21 protein-coding genes and 1 pseudogene are annotated in these 18119 nt (G+C 67.9%); 12 read left to right on the top strand and 10 right to left on the bottom strand.

Features of this window, described 5'->3' with window-relative positions; translation table 11 throughout:
* The first annotated feature begins 38 nt into the window (after nt 1-38).
* On the top strand, nt 39-368 hold the full coding sequence (locus tag OIC96_RS45760) for an antibiotic biosynthesis monooxygenase family protein (protein ID WP_327426157.1): 330 nt from the start codon (nt 39-41) through the stop codon (nt 366-368).
* Nucleotides 369-796: 428 nt separating this feature from the next.
* Complete coding sequence (locus OIC96_RS45755) at nt 797-1288, top strand: peptidylprolyl isomerase (protein ID WP_330302139.1); 492 nt, start codon at nt 797-799, stop codon at nt 1286-1288.
* A gap of 153 nt (nt 1289-1441) precedes the next feature.
* Here the strand turns inward: OIC96_RS45755 and OIC96_RS45750 are convergent, their stop codons facing one another.
* Nucleotides 1442-1621, bottom strand: a complete 180-nt coding sequence (locus OIC96_RS45750; protein ID WP_330302140.1) for a hypothetical protein — start codon at nt 1619-1621, stop codon at nt 1442-1444.
* Between the two features lie 66 nt (nt 1622-1687).
* Nucleotides 1688-1846 (bottom strand): hypothetical protein, encoded by a 159-nt coding sequence (locus OIC96_RS45745; RefSeq protein WP_330302141.1) that lies wholly within the window; start codon nt 1844-1846, stop codon nt 1688-1690.
* A 51-nt stretch (nt 1847-1897) separates the two neighbouring features.
* Between OIC96_RS45745 and OIC96_RS45740 the strand changes: the two genes are divergently transcribed.
* The gene (locus OIC96_RS45740) at nt 1898-2041 is read left to right on the top strand and encodes a hypothetical protein (RefSeq protein WP_330302142.1); all 144 of its coding nucleotides are present in this window, start codon (nt 1898-1900) and stop codon (nt 2039-2041) included.
* 7 nt (nt 2042-2048) lie between these two features.
* Here OIC96_RS45740 and OIC96_RS45735 read toward each other — a convergent pair whose 3' ends face one another.
* The 4 genes from OIC96_RS45735 to OIC96_RS45720 all read right to left on the bottom strand — a co-directional run bounded on the left by OIC96_RS45735 (nt 2049) and on the right by OIC96_RS45720 (nt 5922).
* Complete coding sequence (locus OIC96_RS45735; protein ID WP_330302143.1) at nt 2049-3221, bottom strand: N(5)-(carboxyethyl)ornithine synthase; 1173 nt, start codon at nt 3219-3221, stop codon at nt 2049-2051.
* A gap of 253 nt (nt 3222-3474) precedes the next feature.
* Nucleotides 3475-5061 carry a helix-turn-helix transcriptional regulator gene (locus OIC96_RS45730; protein ID WP_330302144.1) on the bottom strand — a complete coding sequence of 529 codons (1587 nt, stop codon included), beginning with the start codon at nt 5059-5061 and terminating at the stop codon, nt 3475-3477.
* The gene (locus OIC96_RS45725; protein ID WP_330302145.1) at nt 5058-5369 is read right to left on the bottom strand and encodes a helix-turn-helix domain-containing protein; all 312 of its coding nucleotides are present in this window, start codon (nt 5367-5369) and stop codon (nt 5058-5060) included. The genes OIC96_RS45730 and OIC96_RS45725 overlap by 4 nt, the downstream gene beginning before the upstream one ends.
* A gap of 142 nt (nt 5370-5511) precedes the next feature.
* On the bottom strand, nt 5512-5922 hold the full coding sequence (locus OIC96_RS45720; protein WP_330302146.1) for a Fur family transcriptional regulator: 411 nt from the start codon (nt 5920-5922) through the stop codon (nt 5512-5514).
* A 180-nt stretch (nt 5923-6102) separates the two neighbouring features.
* Between OIC96_RS45720 and OIC96_RS45715 the strand changes: the two genes are divergently transcribed.
* The 5 genes from OIC96_RS45715 to OIC96_RS45695 all read left to right on the top strand — a co-directional run bounded on the left by OIC96_RS45715 (nt 6103) and on the right by OIC96_RS45695 (nt 12864).
* On the top strand, nt 6103-6486 hold the full coding sequence (locus OIC96_RS45715; protein ID WP_330302147.1) for a transcriptional repressor: 384 nt from the start codon (nt 6103-6105) through the stop codon (nt 6484-6486).
* Nucleotides 6479-8695, top strand: a complete 2217-nt coding sequence (katG, locus tag OIC96_RS45710; protein WP_330302148.1) for a catalase/peroxidase HPI — start codon at nt 6479-6481, stop codon at nt 8693-8695. Before OIC96_RS45715 ends, katG begins: the two co-directional genes overlap by 8 nt.
* Nucleotides 8696-8989: 294 nt before the next feature.
* The gene (locus OIC96_RS45705; protein WP_330302149.1) at nt 8990-9835 is read left to right on the top strand and encodes an MIP/aquaporin family protein; all 846 of its coding nucleotides are present in this window, start codon (nt 8990-8992) and stop codon (nt 9833-9835) included.
* A gap of 24 nt (nt 9836-9859) precedes the next feature.
* Nucleotides 9860-11377 carry a glycerol kinase GlpK gene (gene glpK, locus OIC96_RS45700; protein WP_330302150.1) on the top strand — a complete coding sequence of 506 codons (1518 nt, stop codon included), beginning with the start codon at nt 9860-9862 and terminating at the stop codon, nt 11375-11377.
* A gap of 122 nt (nt 11378-11499) precedes the next feature.
* A complete protein-coding gene (locus tag OIC96_RS45695; protein WP_330302151.1) occupies nt 11500-12864 on the top strand; it encodes a serine hydrolase domain-containing protein in 1365 nt (454 codons plus the stop codon).
* A 22-nt stretch (nt 12865-12886) separates the two neighbouring features.
* Here the strand turns inward: OIC96_RS45695 and OIC96_RS45690 are convergent, their stop codons facing one another.
* Complete coding sequence (locus OIC96_RS45690; protein WP_330302152.1) at nt 12887-13393, bottom strand: winged helix-turn-helix transcriptional regulator; 507 nt, start codon at nt 13391-13393, stop codon at nt 12887-12889.
* A gap of 108 nt (nt 13394-13501) precedes the next feature.
* Between OIC96_RS45690 and OIC96_RS45685 the strand changes: the two genes are divergently transcribed.
* Nucleotides 13502-14287, top strand: a complete 786-nt coding sequence (locus OIC96_RS45685) for an SDR family oxidoreductase (RefSeq protein WP_330302153.1) — start codon at nt 13502-13504, stop codon at nt 14285-14287.
* Between the two features lie 25 nt (nt 14288-14312).
* On the top strand, nt 14313-14672 hold the full coding sequence (locus OIC96_RS45680; protein ID WP_330302154.1) for a nuclear transport factor 2 family protein: 360 nt from the start codon (nt 14313-14315) through the stop codon (nt 14670-14672).
* Between the two features lie 436 nt (nt 14673-15108).
* Here the strand turns inward: OIC96_RS45680 and OIC96_RS45675 are convergent, their stop codons facing one another.
* Nucleotides 15109-15651 carry a hypothetical protein gene (locus tag OIC96_RS45675; RefSeq protein WP_330302155.1) on the bottom strand — a complete coding sequence of 181 codons (543 nt, stop codon included), beginning with the start codon at nt 15649-15651 and terminating at the stop codon, nt 15109-15111.
* Between the two features lie 304 nt (nt 15652-15955).
* On the opposite strand from OIC96_RS45675, the gene OIC96_RS45670 reads away from it, so the two are divergent.
* Together OIC96_RS45670 and OIC96_RS45665 are read left to right on the top strand one after the other, a co-directional pair.
* Nucleotides 15956-16447, top strand: a complete 492-nt coding sequence (locus tag OIC96_RS45670; RefSeq protein WP_330302156.1) for a DUF6083 domain-containing protein — start codon at nt 15956-15958, stop codon at nt 16445-16447.
* 9 nt (nt 16448-16456) lie between these two features.
* A pseudogene (locus OIC96_RS45665) lies at nt 16457-16843 on the top strand (IS5 family transposase); the annotation flags it as partial.
* Between the two features lie 60 nt (nt 16844-16903).
* Here OIC96_RS45665 and OIC96_RS45660 read toward each other — a convergent pair.
* Complete coding sequence (locus tag OIC96_RS45660; protein WP_330302158.1) at nt 16904-17359, bottom strand: VOC family protein; 456 nt, start codon at nt 17357-17359, stop codon at nt 16904-16906.
* Nucleotides 17360-17569: 210 nt separating this feature from the next.
* Nucleotides 17570-18043: a hypothetical protein gene (locus OIC96_RS45655; protein ID WP_330302159.1), complete on the bottom strand. Its 474-nt coding sequence runs from the start codon at nt 18041-18043 to the stop codon at nt 17570-17572.
* Nucleotides 18044-18119: the final 76 nt, after the last annotated feature.

Here is an 18119-nt window from a genome sequence, read left to right as displayed (position 1 = left end):
TGCACAGCCGTCCCACGCCCGTACGGCAGGATGGGGCCATGAGCGTAGTCAAGATCAACGTACTGACCGTCCCCGCCGAGCAGCGAGAGACGCTGGAGAAGCGCTTCGCCTCTCGCGCCCATGCCGTGGAGAACTCCGACGGGTTCGAGTGGTTCGAACTCCTCCGCCCCGTCGAAGGCACCGACAGCTATCTCGTCTACACACGGTGGCGTGACGAGGAATCCTTCCAAGCGTGGATGGAAGGCCCCATGAAGACAGCCCACCAGGGCGGTGACACGGCCGGCGGCGAACGCCCCAAGCCGGCCGCGAGCGGGTCCACCCTGTGGTCCTTCGAGGTCGTGCAGCAGGCGGCACCGACAAGCGCGTAGGGCGAATCTCGGGTCCAACGAGCCGGGGTCGGGCCATCCGATGATGCGTTCCGTACGGGAGTGCGTCACGACCTGTGCCGGTGCCAGAGCCGGGCTGCGGTCCCCATCCGGCGGGTCGCCCACGAAGGCCTTCCCGTCGGCCGGGTCGCCGACGCAGCCGGACAGAGGCTGTTCGGGGCGGCGGAGTGCGATGGCGGAACACGGGGTCTCCCCGAGACGGGTTCGCCGGGCTCCGGAATGCGTACCCCGATCTCGAACTGGACGCGTGGACGCGACCGCAGTTGCGCGACCTCATCGGCACGGTCCGCCGACGCCTCGTCACTCCATGGTCCCGAGCGACACGACGCATGATCGACCCGGATCACGCGCCCACCTCCTCCGCCTCCTACCCTGGGGGGGCAACCATTCGAATCCAGAGGAGCAGAGCAATGAGCGACAACGTCTTTTTTGAGGTGTCCGCCAACGGCGAGCTGATCGGCCGTATCGAGTTCAAACTCTTCGACGACGTCGTCCCGAAGACCGCGCAGAACTTCCGCGAACTGGCCACCGGCGTGCACGGCTACGGTTACAAGGGCTCGCCGTTCCACCGGGTCATCCCGGACTTCATGCTCCAGGGCGGCGACTTCACCAACCAGAACGGCACGGGCGGCAAGAGCATCTACGGCGAGAAGTTCGCCGACGAGAACTTCAAGCTCAAGCACACCAAGCCGGGCCTGCTGTCCATGGCCAACGCGGGCCCGAACACCAACGGCTCGCAGTTCTTCATCACCACCATCGTCACCGACTGGCTGGACGGCAAGCACGTCGTCTTCGGTGAGGTAGTCGAGGGCATGGACGTCGTGAAGGCGATCGAGGGGCTCGGCAGCCGTTCCGGGACCACCGCCAAGAAGATCGTGATCTCGGACTGCGGCACCGTCTGAGGAGCCTGACGGCCCAGGATTCGTCCGGCCGATCATGAGCCTGCCCCCTGTCCGAATCGTTGATGCGGACAGGGGGCGAGCCAACGAGAATCCGCTCATGGCCGGGACCACCTGGCGGCTCGATGGGGCGCCCGTGTGCTCGCGCCGGGTGGATCACCAGGTCGTGGCGACTGAGCGGAGGGCGGTCCAGGTGTCGCTCTCGCGGGCGTAGTCCATGGTGAGTTGCAGTGGCCAGGCCGCGTGCGCACCGTAAACGGTCGCGTCGGTGACGATCCGGCCGACGAGGCGGGCAGTGCCGCCGTCGACGTCGACGAAGGTGACCTCCTTGGACACTCCGCCGGCCTCGACGGGGCCCTCCTGTCCACGCGGGGTTGGGACGCAGGCTCTCCAGCAGCAGTTTCACCCCGGGGTGGCCAGGTCCTTGCGGCGCAGCCCGGGGGTGCGGCGCCGCCCGGAGCCGACTGTGAGACTGGCCTCGGCGTGGGTCTCCCCGGCCCGGCGGGCGCGCAGGAAGCGACCCATCTCGGTACCCCTGCCGGACTGCTGCTCATGTGTCATGTCTTCGAGTGTGCGGGCACCGGTGACCGCGCGGTAGGCGCGAAGGGGGCCGTGTCGCACCCCGGAACCGCGCTCCCCGGCACGAGGAAGGCGTACGGGCCGTCCACCGCGGTCCAGGGCTCGCTGAAGCGGCTCGGCACCGACGACATCGACCTGTACCCACCGTCAACCGTCACCAGGCCGAGCCCACTATGAATGATCTCTAGACCACTGAGCTCAGTGGAGTCGCCAGGACCTCGGGAGCGTGGGGGTAGGCGGCTGACCGGTGCTGGAAAGAGAGGATCTTCGGGTTCTGGACGACGCCGTCGCGGATCTCGATGGCCTTTCTGACCGTGACGTCGGTGTCCCATGCCGCGGGGCCGCTCATGACCTTGCGCAAGTAGGGAAGGAGCGCCTCGCTGATTTCCCAAGTGGCGGAGTTCCACAGGTGGGACGGGCTGTGATCCACCGCGTAGTAGTGGCAGCCCGACCCCACCACGGGCATGGGCTCGCCGAAGGTGGTCGGGCGGGCCCATTCGAAGCCCATGCCCTCGTCGCAGGCGACGTCGATGAAGAAGGTCCCCGGACGGAACAGGGCGAGTTCCTCGTCGGTGACGAACATGAGCGGCGCGTCGGTGTCCTGCAGGACGCAGTTGACGATGATGTCGAACCCGGACAGGTACTCCGCCAGCGGCACGGAACCGGCCGCGGTGAATGCCCGCAGGCGCGACGGATCGTCCTCCTGCTCCTCGAAGTGACCCATCACGACCGAGGGCATCGGCGAGGCCACCGCCGCGGCGGCGCGCTGGGTGAGCACCGTGACGTCGGAAACCCCCATGGCGCCCAGACCCGTGACCGCTCCGCGCGCCGTGGCGCCGAAGCTGATGACCACCGCGCGCAGGCGACGCCCGTAGCTGCCGGTCAGACCGCCGAGTTGCAGGGCGTGCAGCACCGAGCAGTAGCCCGCGAGTTCGTTGTTCTTGTGGAAGACATGGACGCTGAAGGCGCCCGTGGACGTCCAGTGGTTCATGGCTTCCCAGGCGATCAGGGTCAGCCGTCGGTCGATGCCGATCTGGGTCATCTTCTCGTCCTGCACGCAGTGCGGCCATCCCCACAGCACTTGGCCCTCGCGCAGCTCGGCGATGTCGTCGTGCATCGGTTTGGGCAGCAGCAGGACGTCGCACTCGGCGACGAGCCGCTCGCGCGAGCGTAGGCCGCCCACGAGTGGTCGCAGCGCGTCGTCGGCGACGCCGAACCGTTGGCCGTAGCCCTGTTCGAGGAAGATCCTCTCGCGTACGTCCGGGGCGATCCGGTCGAGGTGGCGGGGGTGCAGCGGCAGCCGGAACTCGTTCTCCTTGCGGGAGGAGGCGAGTACTCCGAGACTCATCAGGCTCATGTGGGGCGGCTCATTTCCGACCGGACGCTATGTGCTCCGGCCTTGCCGTTCCCCGAGGGCGACGCCGACATGGATGACGGCGTGCGAGGTGCGCTCGGTACCGCCACCGTACTCCCGCCCCGACCGCGGACCGCCCACCGCTCGTTTGAGCTCGATCGAGGCGAGGGTCGGTGATCAGGAGGTGGTTCGGGCCGACGGCCCCAGCTGGTCCACCGCAGGAAAGCACCGCTGCCGATGCATTCCGTTGCTGCGTTCAGTCGTCGTGCTCGCCCGCAGCGGCCGGATCGATGTCGTCGCCGACGGAGTAGGTGTCTTTGACCTTCACTTGAGCGACACCGCGGCCTTCCGCGAAGACGCCGCGCCAGTCACCGACGACGTGCAGTTCGTCGGTGCCCATCGCGCGGACGACGGTGAGGCCCTCGTCGTATGCCTTGTAGGCCTTCATCCAGAGATTGGCGAAGGCCTGGGAGCGGATGAGGTGCATCCAGTCGGGGCGGTACAACTCACGGTTGTAGTTCGACTCCCCCATCGTGGAGACGAACTTCGAGTACATCGCCTTCACGTACTCCAGCGTCACCTCGTCCTGCTCCGCGATCGCCGCGTCCCGGGCGTCCTTGAGGATGATGCGGAACTTCTCCAGCAGGCCCTCGGTCGCTCCGGAGGTGAACGACTCGTGGATTTCGGGCGGGTCGCACAGGGCGTAGGCGGGTGAGGACAGGCGGAGCAGGAGGCGGAGGGTGGGTTCGGTGACCCACAACGGGCCGGGTTCGTCGCGGTTGCCGAGCGGGCTGGGAAGGACGGTGTCATGGTCCCAGGCCGGTGGGGTGATGAGGTGGACCCCGGCGCGGCGGCGGTCGTGGGTGGGGTCGGTGGAGTGTTCCAGCTGGCCGATGGGCAGGTGGGTCTTGAGTGCGGACAGGTAGGCGCCGTTGATGTCGAGTGCGGTCACCTCGTGGCGTCCGGAAGGGAGTTCGGGGCGGGTCCATTTCGGACGGGCCTCCCAGATCCGGTCGGCGCCGCGGGCGGTCTGCTTGCGCAGGATCTCGGGGATCCACGGGTGGGCGACGATGTCGTAGCGGCCGCCCTTGCGGGTCTCGTCCAGCAGCGCCATCGCGTCCGGGATCGCCCGCTTCACCAGCGCCGCGGTCGCTTCCTCGACATCGCCGGCGTGCTGGGCGAGTGCGGCCACGACGGCCTCACCGATCAAGTCGGGAGCGTCGGACGCGGCCTGGATGCGGCGTCCGACGGGGACGATTTTCACCTGCTTGCGCAGACCGGAGCCTTCCGGCTTCACCCGCGTGCGCGGACCGGGGCTTTCCGAATCGCCCTCACGCAGGGCCGGTTGGGACGGTCGCGACGCCTGTGCGGGCTCTGCCGTGCCGCAGTCGGCGGGGTCCAGGTGCTGCGGGAAGCCGGCGACCTGGTCGTAGGCCGGACTGCCGCACAGCACGCAGGGCCGGGGCTCCGCGAGGGTCTCCACCTCGTACGCGATGCCGTCGGCCGCCTCGGCCTCGGCTTCACCCTCGTCTTCGCCGGTATCGGAGCCGACGTCCGCGCCCTCGTCCGCGACAACGACCGCTTCCTGGGCCTCGGTCTGAGCCTGCAGTTTGGCCTGTGCGCTCTCAAGGAAGTACGCGTACTTCTCCCGGACCTCGCCGCCCGGGTCCCGGCCCGACTCCCAGCCACCGACCGTGGAAGGGCTCACCCCGAGAGCCTGTGCCACCTGCGTGCGCGACAGGTTCAACTCCTCGCGCAGCCCGCGTCGTACCTCGACGGGCGGCAGCGGAACCTCCTGCTTGGCGGCTGCCAACAACGCGTCGATCGCGTCGAAGTTCGTCATCGGGCGACCCTCTCCTGCACAGCCGAGCCATCGCCAGGGCCACGCCGGCCGAGCGCGCGGCGCCGGAGGTCCGGCAGGGATTCGGAGGCCCGGGTCGGCCCGGCCATCAGGTCCAGCACATCGATACCGAAGTGTTCGGCGACCGCCTCGCAGTCGTCCAGGCTCCATGCGGCCGCACCGGACTGCCGGCGGCTCACCTGGCCCTGACTCACCCCTAGAGCGGCGGCGAGATCGGTCTGCGACTCGCCCGTGGCGTGCATGAGCGCCGCCACCGCCGAACGGACCCGGTCGGCCAGAGACATCCCCATGCCACCGAACCTACCACTCAAACCTCATGAACTATGCGAGTTGAGCATGGCTTGATCACAACCACCCTGCGGACCATGACCCTATCCAGCGGCACCGATGCTCACGGGAGCGATGCCGCGGCCCGGACAGGCCAAGCAGCGCCTAGGCGCAGGACGGGCACAGCCCTCGGTAGGTGACCTCGACCGCCGACACCGTGAAACCGAACCGCTCCTCCGCCGGGAGGTCGGACAGCGGGTTGCCTGCCGGGTGGACATCGCGGATGGTGCCGCAGCTGGAGCAGACGAGGTGCTGGTGCGGGTGGTGCGCGTTAGGGTCGTAGCGCTTGGCACGGCCGTCGGTGGAGACCTCTGTGACCTCACCGAGCGACACCAGTTCGCCCAGGGCGTTGTAGACGGTCGCCCGCGAGATCTCGGGCAGCCGCCGTGCCGCGCGGGCGTGCACCTCGTCGGCCGTGAGATGCACGTGGTCGCCGTCGAGGACCTCCGCAACGACACGCCGCTGGGATGTCAACCGCCAGCCACGCGCTCGCAGCCGCTCCAGCAGGTCACTCATATCGGTTCACCTATTCAGGTTCGGTGGGATACCGGAAGTTTACCTATGGACATCCGGGTTCCGATTGGATATGGGTTTGGCGCGCTTCTTGACTTGGACTCTGTCCATCGTAGGATCAGTTCTGGCGATAGCCAAGGGACAGAGGGACAGGAAGATTCCAGTACGGCAGGAGACAGAGACGTGACGGGACCACCGCCGAGCAGTTGCGGCGGTGCCGGCCTGCGGGTGACGGCCGCGCACGTCGCGCCGCTCGGGACCGTCCGGGACCTCCACGCGCTCACCGCGGCGGGAACCGTACGCCGCGTCGAACAGGCCGGCAGCCCGGCCCGGTTCGAGGGACGCGTCGAGGACAACCACCATCACGTCGTGTACCGGTCGTACGGTGTCGTCGCCGACGCCGACCGCGCGACCGGCGAAGCGCCCTGCCCCACCGCGTCCGACGACCACGGCTTCTCGACCGACGAGGCCGAGGTCGTCCACGGGGGCCTTGCGCCCCGCCCGTTCCATCGCCCGCAGTTCTTGAGCACCGTGATCCGCCTGGTCCGGAAGGATTCCCATGTCTGACAACCAAGATGCAAACGTCGTAGACGCGAACACGGAGGGCGGAGGTGGTTGCCCGGTCGCGCACGGACGCGCCCCGCACCCGACCCAGGGCGGCGGGAACCGCCAGTGGTGGCCGGAGCAGCTCAACCTGAAGATCCTCGCCAAGAACCCCGCCGTGGCGAACCCCCTCGGCGAGGAGTTCGACTACGCCGCGGCGTTCAAGACCCTTGACCTCCCGGCCGTCAAGCAGGACATCGCGGAGGTGCTGACCACCTCGCAGGACTGGTGGCCGGCGGACTTCGGCCACTACGGCCCGCTGATGATCCGCATGGCGTGGCACAGCGCGGGCACCTACCGGATCAGCGACGGCCGCGGTGGCGGCGGCGCCGGTCAGCAGCGCTTCGCCCCCCTGAACAGCTGGCCGGACAACGGCAACCTCGACAAGGCCCGCCGTCTGCTGTGGCCGGTCAAGAAGAAGTACGGCCAGAGCCTGTCGTGGGCCGACCTCATGATCCTGGCCGGCAATGTCGCCCTGGAGTCGATGGGCTTCGAGACCTTCGGCTTCGCCGGCGGTCGCGCCGACGTGTGGGAGCCCGACGAGGACGTCTACTGGGGCCCGGAGCAGGTCTGGCTCGACGACCAGCGCTACACCGGCGACCGCGAGCTGGAGGACCCGCTCGGCGCGGTCCAGATGGGCCTCATCTACGTCAACCCGGAGGGCCCGAACGGGAACCCGGACCCGATCGCCGCCGCCCGCGACATCCGCGAGACGTTCCGCCGCATGGCGATGAACGACGAGGAGACCGTCGCCCTCATCGCCGGTGGCCACACCTTCGGCAAGACCCACGGCGCGGGCGACGCGGACCTCGTCGGCGCCGAGCCCGAGGCCGCCCCGATGGAGCAGATGGGCCTCGGCTGGAAGAGCGCCTACGGCTCCGGCAAGGCCGGCGACGCCATCACCAGTGGCCTTGAGGTGACCTGGACGGCGACGCCGACCCAGTGGGGCAACGGGTTCTTCACGAACCTCTTCGAGTACGAGTACGAGCTCACCCAGAGCCCGGCCGGTGCGAACCAGTGGGTGGCGACGAACGCCGAGGCGATCATCCCCGACGCTCACGACGCGTCGAAGACGAAGCTCCCGACGATGCTCACCACCGACCTCTCGCTGAAGTTCGACCCGGTCTACGAGCCGATCGCGCGCCGCTTCTACGAGAACCCGGACCAGTTCGCGGACGCCTTCGCCCGCGCCTGGTACAAGCTGACGCACCGCGACATGGGCCCGATCCAGCGCTACCTCGGCCCGGAGGTTCCCTCCGAGGTGCTGCTGTGGCAGGACCCGCTGCCGGCGCGCGAGGGCGCGGTCATCGACGCCGCCGACATCGCCTCCCTCAAGGAGCAGATCCTCGGCTCGGACCTGACGATCGCGCAGCTCGTCTCCGCGGCCTGGGCCTCGGCGTCCTCCTTCCGCGGCAGCGACAAGCGCGGTGGCGCCAACGGCGCCCGCATCCGCCTCGAGCCGCAGCGCGGCTGGGAGGTCAACAACCCGGACGACCTCTCGCAGGTGCTCCGTACGCTCGAGGGCGTCCAGGAGTCCTTCAACTCCGCCGGCGGCAAGCAGGTCTCCCTCGCCGACCTGATCGTTCTCGCGGGCTCCGCGGCCGTCGAGCAGGCGGCCAAGGCCGCCGGCGTCGAGGTCGAGGTGCCGTTCACGCCGGGTCGTGTGGACGCTTCGCAGGAGCAGACGGACGTCGAGTCGTTCGCCGCGCTCGAGCCGAAGGCCGACGGCTTCCGCAACTATGTCGGCAAGGGCAACCGCCTGCCGGCCGAGTTCCTGCTGACGGACAAGGCGAACCTGCTGAACCTCAGCGCGCCCGAGATGACGGTCCTCGTCGGTGGTCTGCGTGTCCTCGGCGCCAACTCCGGCCAGTCCAAGCACGGCGTCCTCACCAACCGGCCGGGCACGCTGACCAACGACTTCTTCGTCAACCTGCTCGACCTGGGTACGGAGTGGACGTCGACGTCCGCCGCGCAGGACGAGTTCGAGAGCCGCGACGCCTCAGGCGCCGTCAAGTGGACCGGCACCCGTGCCGACCTCGTCTTCGGCTCGAACTCCGAGCTGCGCGCGCTCGCGGAGGTCTACGCGAGCGATGACGCGAAGGCGAAGTTCGTGAACGACTTCGTCGCGGCGTGGGGCAAGGTCATGAAGCTGGACCGGTTCGACCTCGTCTGACACGACGGTCTGATCAGGGACCTCTGATCAGACCGTCCCATCAGGCGCTCCTGATCACGAGCGCCTGATCACGACGCCCAGGTCGGCCCGCGCGGGCCGACCTGGGCGTCCTCAGCCCGAAGATTCCCGACACCGTCCGCCCCCACCGCGAACCGGCTCCGCTCATCCCACGGATAGCCCTAAAGCCCGATATCTCGCCATTTCTGCGGTGAGCCCTTGAACGTCCTATGCTGATCTCGGGAGGGCTCGGGCATTTGTGACGGCCGGTCCTGGGCCGGCGGGAAGCGGGCTTCCATGGCTGAGCGTTTCAAAAACTCTGGGCTGATCGGCGAGCTGTCGGCTGAATTCGCCGGCACCATGATCCTCATCCTCTTCGGTGTCGGCGTGGTGGCCCAAGTGGTCGCCGGCGGAGGGCTCACGACGCCACCAGGCGGCCTTGGAAACCACGACAGCATCGCCTGGGCGTGGGGTATCGGCGTCACCATGGGTGTCTATGTCGCAGCACGGCTGAGCGGAGCCCACCTCAACCCCGCGGTGACGCTCGCCCTCGCCGCGTTCAAGGGTTTCCCTTGGAAAAAGGTGGCGCCCTACATGGTGGCCCAGACGATCGGCGCGTTCGTGGCGGCCCTCATCGTGCGCTGGAACTACACCGAAGCGCTGGGGACGTACGACCCCGGTCACACCATCAAGACGCAGGGTGTCTTCTCCACGCTGCCCGCCAACGGCAACCCGAACCTGCCGGTCCACGAGTGGGGCGCGTTCCGCGACCAGATCATCGGCACCGCCATCCTGCTGCTGATGATCCTGGCCATCACGGACCTGCTCAACACACCTCCTGGCGCCAACCTGGCCCCGTTCATCATCGGCCTGGTCGTGGTGGGCATCGGCATGGCCTGGGGTACCGACGCGGGCTACGCGATCAACCCGGCACGTGACTTCGGTCCCCGGCTGGCCAGCTTCCTCACGGGCTACGGCGGAGCGTGGCGAGATCAGTACGGGAACTTCTACTTCTGGGTGCCGATCATCGGTCCGCTGATCGGCGGTCTGGTCGGCGCTGGCGTGTACAAGACCTTCATCGGTCGGTTCCTGCCTGGGGCGGAGCCGGAGCCTCCCGGGCGCATCGCCGTCCCCGAGGACTGACACCGACAACAGAGGCGGTAACCCATGGCTGACTTCGTAGGCGCGGTGGACCAAGGCACCACCAGTACCCGATTCATGATCTTCGACCACGCCGGCAACGAGGTGGCGAAGCACCAGCTGGAACACGCCCAGATCCTTCCGCGCTCCGGGTGGGTCGAGCACGACCCGGTGGAGATCTGGGAGCGCACCAACTCGGTGATCCAGAACGCCCTGCGGCACGGGAATCTGTCCCCCGAAGATCTGGCGGCGATCGGCATCACCAACCAGCGGGAGACCACCGTTGTCTGGGACCCGCGCAACGGCCGTCCCTACTACAACGCCATCGTCTGGCAGGACACCCGCACCGACTCCATAGCCGCGGCCCTGGAACGCTCGGGCCAGGGCGACGTCATCCGCCGCAAGGCGGGCCTGCCGCCGGCGACCTACTTCTCCGGCGGCAAGATCCAGTGGATCCTGGAGAACGTCGACGGCGTCCGCGAGGCGGCAGAACAAGGGCATGCCATCTTCGGCAACACGGACTGCTGGGTCCTGTGGAACCTGACCGGCGGCCCCGACGGCGGGATCCACGCCACCGACGTGACCAACGCCAGCCGCACCATGCTGATGGACCTGGAAACCCTCGACTGGGACGACGAGTTGCTGGGCTTCTTCAACATCCCGCGAGCGATGCTGCCCACCATCAACCCCTCGTCCCACCGGGAAGCGTACGGAGTGACGCGCAGCTCGAGGCCGCTGCGCGCCGCCATCCCCATCGCCGGGGTGCTCGGCGACCAGCAGGCGGCCACCGTCGGTCAGGTCTGCTACGCGCCCGGCGAGGCCAAGAACACCTACGGCACCGGCAACTTCCTGGTGCTCAACACCGGCACGGAGCTGGTCCGTTCGCAGCACGGCCTGCTCACCACCGTGGCGTACCAGTTCGGCGACAGCCCGGCGATCTACGCCCTGGAGGGCTCCATCGCGGTCACCGGGTCCGCGGTGCAATGGCTGCGCGACCAGATGAAGATCATCAAGGACGCAGCCGACAGCGAGACGCTGGCCCGTACCGTCGAGGACAACGGCGGCATGTACTTCGTCCCCGCGTTCTCGGGCCTGTTCGCCCCGTACTGGCGCTCCGACGCGCGCGGCGCGATCGTCGGCCTCGCCCGGTACAACGACAACGGCCACCTGGCCCGGGCAACCCTGGAAGCCATCTGCTACCAGAGCCGCGACGTCGTCGAGGCCATGGAGCAGGACTCCGGAGTCCACCTCGATGTGCTCAAGGTCGACGGCGGTGTGACCGCCAACGACCTGTGCATGCAGATCCAGGCCGACGTTCTGGGCGTACCGGTCAGCCGTCCGGTGGTCGCCGAGACCACCGCGCTCGGCGCCGCCTACGCGGCCGGTCTGGCCACCGGCTTCTGGCAGGACACCGACGAACTGCGCACCCACTGGCAGGAGTCCAAGCGCTGGGAGCCCCAATGGTCCGAAGACCAGCGCGCGGAGGGTTACGCGGGCTGGAAGAAGGCGGTGGAGCGCACGCTCGACTGGGCCAAGGTCGAATAGACCGGCCGCGCCACCGGCGCCCACTGCCGCGGCCCCGTCCCGCACCGCGATGCCCTGCCGGACGGGGGCACGGCCGTCCCCGGCTCATCCATGCCGGCGGGCACGAGGGCTGTGATGCCGACATGAGAAATTCCCGCGCTGACGACGACCCTCCGAACCGCGCGTGCCGGAGAGGAGCCCGTCCCGGGACCTCGCGCGCTGCCCGGCGTACGGCTCTGCCCGCGGCGTGCGCGGCCCTGCTGATCGGAGGCTGCGCCCTGCCCCCGGGGACGAGCGGCACGGCGCTCTCTGCCGCGTCGGCCACGCCCGCGGCTACGGCGAGCGCCTCCGCCCCCACTCCGTCGGCGCTGAAGCCCATCGATCCGGCCGCGCTCCAGTCCGCCGTGGAGCGTGCGGCGAAGGAGCTCATGGTCCCCGGCGCGGTGGTCCTGCTCCGCACTCCGCAGGGAACCTTCCGGGCGGTCGTCGGCACGACCGAGCTGGGCACGGCCACACCGCCCACTACGGGTGACCACTTCCGGATCGCCTCCAACACCAAGACCATGACCTCGGCGCTGATCACCCTCCTCGCCCAGGACGGGAGGCTCCGGCTGGGCGACCCGGTGTCCGCCTACGTCGCGGGAGTGCCCAACGGGGACCACATCACCATCGCCGAGCTGCTGAAGATGCGCAGCGGGCTGTACAACTACACCAGCGCACCCGAACTGGCCGCGAGCATGGACGCCGACCCGGGGAAGGCCGAGACGCCGCAGGCGCTGCTGGACATCGCGTTCCGACGCCCGCCGAACTTCGCGCCCGACGCGTCCTACGAATACAACAACACCAACTACGTACTGCTCGGCCTGGTCGCCGAGAAGGCGGGTGGCCGCCCCTTGGCCCAGCAGTTCCGGGACCGGCTGTTCACCCCGCTCGGACTGGACGGTACGTCGCTGCCGGCCTCCGACAACCTGTCCCTCCCCGTCCCCTACTCGCACGGCTACATGTACGGCGGAACGGCCTACGCGCTGGTCGACCAGCCCTACCCCGTCGACATGCAGGCGGCGGCACGGTCGGGAAAGCTCCGGCCCTTGGACTACACCCACCAGAACCCCTCCTACGCCACCGCCCCCGGAGGCGTCATCTCCACCGCGGACGACCTGGCCACATGGATCCGGGCCCTGGTGACGGGCAAGGTCCTGAACGCCGCGTACCAGCAGCAGTGGCTCCACAGCCCGCAAGCCGAGGACCCGGCCGCGCCCGACGGGCAGAAGTACGGGTACGGCATCGCCCACCAGCGCTTCGGTCCGAACGCCTCGATGTACTACCACGGCGGTGAACTCCCCGGATTCAACTCCTTCATCGGCTACGACCCGGACAACGACGTCACGCTCGTGATCTGGACGAACCTGACCCTGTCGCCCGACGGCCGGACCACGGCCCAGGCCCTGCTGCCCACCGTCCTCAACCAGGTCTACGCCGGCCTCTCTCTGCCCACCGGCTCCGGCTAGTGCTGTGAGCGCGCCGGCAGCCTTACGCCTCCGCGGGGGTGGCCGGTCGTGTCGCGTAACGGTGACGCATGCCGTCGCTGGCCGCGGGACCCGCCGTGAAGACGTAGGTGTCGCTGTCGTCGAGTCGGCGGCCGGTCTTGGCGTCGACGACGACGGGCTCGACCTCCTCGCCGCTGTGTGCGTCGACGAGGATCATGCTGCGTTCGGCCGGTGTGAGGCGGGAGTTGCCCCACGCGGCCAGGGCGACGATCACCGGTCGCAGGGAGCGCCCGAGTCCGGTGAGAACGTACTCGTGACGTACCGGGTTGGTCTGGTAGGGCCGGCGCTCCAACAGCCCGTCCGCGACGAGGGTTTTCAGCCGGGTGGTGAGCATGCTGGAGGAGATGCCCAGGCTCTCCTGGAACTGGTCGAAGCGGGTGTAGCCGTCAAAGGCGTCGTGGAGGATCAGCAGCGTCCACCACTCGCCCACGTGTTCCACCGTCGTGGACAGCGGGCACTCCCGGTCCTCCAGCCTGATCCGGCTCGCCACGGCGACCACCCCTCCAGTTACTGCTAAAGTCGAAGTTAGTAGCTTCTATTTTAGCAGGAATGACGGGAGCGGCGCTTTCCGCGCCCGCACCCGGGAACGGAGCACGCCGTGACCACACCCATCAGCGAATCCCTCGAAGGCCGACGCGCTCTGGTCACCGGCGGCACCAAGGGCACCGGAGCCGCCATCGCCCGACGTCTCGCCCAGGCCGGCGCAACCGTACTGGTCACCGCCCGCAGCCGCCCCGACGACGTCGAGGAGAAGGCGTTCATCACCGCCGACCTGTCCACCACCCAGGGCGCAGCCCACGTAGCCGCCGAGGTGGACGCCCGTGCGGGAGGCGTCGACATCCTGGTCAACACCCTCGGCGGGTCCGAGGCACCGGCCGGGGGGTTCAGGGCGCTCGGCGAGGACGACTGGGCCAGGGAACTGAACACCAACCTGCTGGCCGCCGTCCGCCTGGACCGCGCACTCCTGCCGCACATGATCGCCACGGGCAAGGGGGCCGTCGTGCACGTCACCTCGATCCAACGCCGCATGCCGCTGTGGAACGGCACCCTGGCCTACGCCGCCGCCAAGGCCGCCCTGACCACCTACAGCAAGGGTCTGGCCAACGAGGTCGCCCCGCACGGCATCCGAGTCAACACCGTCTCACCGGGCTTCGTGCAGACCTCGGCCGCCGACCACCTCGTCGCCCGGATCGCCCATGACGCGGACATCACCCAGGAAGCGGCGCTGGGCCGGCTCATGGACTCTCTGGGTGGCATCCCGCTCGGCCGTCCCAACCGGCCCGAGGAAGTCGCCGAACTCGTCGCCTTCCTCGTCTCCGACCGCGCCTCGGCCATCGTCGGCGCCGAACACGTCATCGACGGCGGCACCACCCCCACCGTCTGAAGCCTCCACCACCCCAAGGAGCGTCATGCACGACAACCAGCCCCGAACCATCACCCCGGACACCCTGCCCGAGGTGATCACCCGCTACCTGAAAGCGCATCGCGCCCACGACACCGCCACCGCCATCACGGCGTTCACCCGCGAAGCCACGGTGATCGACGACGGCAACACCTACGACGGCATCAAGGCGATCGAGGGATGGCTCGACCGCTCCGCCACCGAATTCACGTACACCATCCACCTCACCGACGCCCAGCAGACCGACGCAACCCGCTACATCGCCACCCACCACCTCGAAGGCAACTTCCCCGGCGGCACCATCGATCTGCGCTACCAGTTCACACTCCGCGACGGCCTCATCGAACGCCTCGTCATCGAACCCTGAGTCCCCTCCCACGCGTTCGGGTTCAGCACGTGCACGCCTGACCTGACGATGACCTCGATCACGCGGCCGGACTGGTGACCGCCGCACGCCGGGCGGGAAGGCTTCCCCTGCAAGGGAGACCCGGGGGAAGGGGCGGGCGTGTTGGAAGAAACCCATGTTGATCAAGCTGCGCTGTGGACTGCGGCCGTGGATCCTTCCGGCTCCTCCGCGCCCGTGTCTTGCTGCGATCGTGAAGTACCAGAGGCGGCAACGGCGAAAGGACCTGACGACGTGCACCTCTCAATCGTCACCCGACCCAGGGTGGAGGGAAACAAGATCCCTGAGTCGTGCCGGTGCCAGCTGGTGAAGGTCTACGGGCGCGCACGGGCGTGAGCGCGGTGCACGCGTCACTGGCTCGGCCGACTGACGACCAGCACCAGGCGACGGTCCGAACCGGTCATTCGGCCGGAGTCGAGTAGTACGGCGATCGCCGCCACTCCTCGCGGCCCACCGAGGACAGCGCCGGCTTCCACAGGACCACGCCGTGCCGTCGTTCCCAGACCGCGATCCGCCACGCGTGAACGAGCGAGATCAGCAAGACGGCCGGCAGCGTCAGCGCGAGCAGCGGCTGGTGGAAGAAGTACACGCACACCAGCGTGTACACCAGCATGGCTGCCGCGAGACGGATCCGTCCCCGCCTCATGAGCCGCCGCTGCTCTGGCTCCTGCCCGCTCAGCGCCTGCGGATCGCCGACCGGTACCGCGCTCTCGTGGGCGCGCAGCTCGCGAGAACGCCCTGCGAGGAGATTGACGGTCCACAGAGCAGCCACCGCAACCAGGACACCTATCTGGATCACTCCGGCACGGCCCGAGAGCCTGAGGTCGCCCCGCTCGATGAAGAGCACGGTGTCCAGCACCACAGCCACGGAGGTGCCTGCCACAGCTTCGCCCGCTCCGGATGCGACGACGCGCACCAAGACACCCGTAGCCAGTTCGCTCACAACGTTCCTTCCTTGCATCATCGTTCGGGTGCCGCACTCATGCGGTTCCGCTCGGAAAGCGCGTAACACCGTCGAGCGGTGCATCAAGAGACTGAAGCAGTGGCGCGACATTGCCACCCTCTACGAGAAGACCGCCACCATCCCCTGGTCCGCAAGGTGATCCAAAACGAACCGTCTGTCCATGACGAGCCGCGCCAGCATGTCCAGGTCATGAGGCGCCACCGACCGCGCGAGTACGTGACTCTTAAACGAGGCCAAATCGCGACCTACTCGGATCCAATCGGTATCAACCACACTTAGACACATGGGGGGTTTATCCGATCAATACCAGTTCATATGTGATCGCTGCGGCGAGGCGAGCTCCACCGTGCGCGAGCGAGGGCGAATCGACCTCATGGCCAAGCTCTGCGATGCCTGCTGGAACACCATCGCCAACGAGATGGCCGAAGTCGATGGAGCCACAGCCGCCCCGCGACCCGATCCCGACCCCGACGACACGACATGGATCGAACCGCCCATCTGCCCCAAATGCGGAGTAATGATCCAGGTGCGTCCCACTAATTACGATCGGTGGGTCAGCCTCGCCACGGTGGAGCTGCCCGCCAAGGACGTCCCAGAGCCCTTCCGCTGGCGTTTGACGAAGCTCTCGGCCCGGTCCTCCATCGTCACTGACATCGTCGCCGTACGGGTCCGTGGCGTCGATCCGCTGCCGAGCGAGCCCGTCGTGCCGGCTCACCGCATGATGTGCGTCCCCGACCAGGGCGTGTATCGAAAGTGGATCTTGAGTGATGAATGATCGTGGTTCATGGCGCGGGGAGATCTCACGGATGCGCAGTGGGCGTTGTTGGAGCCGTTGTTGTCCAAGGCAGCGAAGGTGGGACGGCCGCCCATCTGGCCCCAGCGGCAGTTGATCGACGGCATACGGTTCCGGGTCCGGACAGGAGTTCCTTGGCGGGATACGCCCGTCGAGTACGGTCCCTGGGGCCGGATCTACGATCTGTTCCGCCGATGGCAACGAGACGGCACCTGGCACCGGGTCCTCACCCGACTTCAGTCCCAGGCCGACGCGAAGCGCGGGATCACGTGGGACCTGAGCGTCGATTCCACAGCGTGTCGCGCCCATCAGCATGCGACAGAGGCCAGGAAGCAGGGGGACCTACAGAAGGAACCACCGGGCGGAGTGCCGGCCGAGGCGACTGTGCTGGTCGCAGCCGTGAACGAGTGGCTGTGACCAGCAATGTCGCAACGGCCCTCAGACGACGTCGAATTCGTTGCCCTCGGGGTCCTGCATGGCGGCGGCGTAGAGACCCATGTCCGGCTCATCCTTGATCCGCAGCACGGTGGCACCAGCTATGACCAGCCGTTCCACCGTAGCCTTGACCCGCTGTGTGCGGACGTCCAGCGAGACGTCACGGCCACCGCCGACCTTCAGGTCGAAGTGCCACCGGTTCTTGGCGGCCTTCGGCTCCGGAACCTGCTGGAACCACACCCTCGGTCCACGTCCCGCGGGATCGATGATCGACTCCGGAATATCCCCGGCACCTGCCGGCAACTCTGCCTCGGGCACCCCCACAGCCGCCCAGTAAGAACGCCACGTGGCGTGCCCGCCCGGCGGAGGCTCGGGCACGTAGCCCAGGGCCTCGGCCCAGAAAGTCACCATTCTCTGCGGATCGGAGCAGTCGATCGTCAGCTGCACTGTCATCTCCATGATCGGAGCATCCCAGGCAGGTCTGACAGACGGTCCACTTTCGCAACAGGCCCCAGGGGAGCCACGGGGAACGTCGGCGAACAGCGCGAGAACCCGCACGTCAGCGTCTCGGCAGCTCGGGCCCGATCCGCATGGGCGATCTTCCGAACTGGGGCTCCAAGACTCAGGCGGCGCGCTTGGCCGGCGCCGACCTCGTGGGCAGCTGCCGCACTACAGGTTTCGATCAGAGAGGACAGATGCGGCCACACCCGAGGAAGTGAGGCGCAACTCAGCTTGACTTGCCAGTCGCCTGTAGTGAGGCCAAACAGGGATTCCTGGAAACATTCTGTCTCGATGTTCAATAAAGGGTGCGGCGGCGTACTTCAACCGGCCCAGAGTCGGAGCCCAGAGATCCAGGAAATCCTGCTCACTCACGTATTTCTTCTCGCAGTAATATGCGGCAACGTCTAGAGCCGCCAGGGCCCTATTGGCGAGTTCGTAGTCTTCCTGCCTGAGGTCCTCGACTACACCCTGCCGACGATAGAGATCGAACAATACCCTTCTCCCTCTCTGCAATTCAGGAGAAATGAGTGTCTCGTGTAGCTTCAGGAATACATCCCTCTTATCCGTCCGCGTCGTATAGCGAACGGCGACACCACTCACGAGTAGAGCGATAGCCGAGACGACGAGTCCCGTAATCTGCATTTCCGACTCCCGAACGACAGAGCGATCGCACCCTTGGACTGCGCACAGGGCGCAGTAGCAGGCAGTCTGGCAGAGG

Origin of the sequence: Streptomyces sp. NBC_00775 (assembly GCF_036347135.1) — a bacterium.
Classification (GTDB): Bacteria; Actinomycetota; Actinomycetes; order Streptomycetales; family Streptomycetaceae; genus Streptomyces; species Streptomyces lutosisoli.
This window is presented reverse-complemented; position numbering and strand designations above follow the sequence as displayed.

Coding starts and splice junctions, on each gene's coding strand:
- OIC96_RS45760 (WP_327426157.1), top strand. CDS start 39: ATGAGCGTAGTCAAGATCAACGTACTGACCGTCCCCGCCGAGCAGCGA.
- OIC96_RS45755 (WP_330302139.1), top strand. CDS start 797: ATGAGCGACAACGTCTTTTTTGAGGTGTCCGCCAACGGCGAGCTGATC.
- OIC96_RS45745 (WP_330302141.1), bottom strand. CDS start 1,846: ATGACACATGAGCAGCAGTCCGGCAGGGGTACCGAGATGGGTCGCTTC.
- OIC96_RS45735 (WP_330302143.1), bottom strand. CDS start 3,221: ATGAGCCTGATGAGTCTCGGAGTACTCGCCTCCTCCCGCAAGGAGAAC.
- OIC96_RS45730 (WP_330302144.1), bottom strand. CDS start 5,061: ATGACGAACTTCGACGCGATCGACGCGTTGTTGGCAGCCGCCAAGCAG.
- OIC96_RS45725 (WP_330302145.1), bottom strand. CDS start 5,369: ATGGGGATGTCTCTGGCCGACCGGGTCCGTTCGGCGGTGGCGGCGCTC.
- OIC96_RS45720 (WP_330302146.1), bottom strand. CDS start 5,922: ATGAGTGACCTGCTGGAGCGGCTGCGAGCGCGTGGCTGGCGGTTGACA.
- katG (WP_330302148.1), top strand. CDS start 6,479: ATGTCTGACAACCAAGATGCAAACGTCGTAGACGCGAACACGGAGGGC.
- OIC96_RS45705 (WP_330302149.1), top strand. CDS start 8,990: ATGGCTGAGCGTTTCAAAAACTCTGGGCTGATCGGCGAGCTGTCGGCT.
- glpK (WP_330302150.1), top strand. CDS start 9,860: ATGGCTGACTTCGTAGGCGCGGTGGACCAAGGCACCACCAGTACCCGA.
- OIC96_RS45695 (WP_330302151.1), top strand. CDS start 11,500: ATGAGAAATTCCCGCGCTGACGACGACCCTCCGAACCGCGCGTGCCGG.
- OIC96_RS45680 (WP_330302154.1), top strand. CDS start 14,313: ATGCACGACAACCAGCCCCGAACCATCACCCCGGACACCCTGCCCGAG.
- OIC96_RS45670 (WP_330302156.1), top strand. CDS start 15,956: ATGGGGGGTTTATCCGATCAATACCAGTTCATATGTGATCGCTGCGGC.
- OIC96_RS45660 (WP_330302158.1), bottom strand. CDS start 17,359: ATGGAGATGACAGTGCAGCTGACGATCGACTGCTCCGATCCGCAGAGA.
- OIC96_RS45655 (WP_330302159.1), bottom strand. CDS start 18,043: ATGCAGATTACGGGACTCGTCGTCTCGGCTATCGCTCTACTCGTGAGT.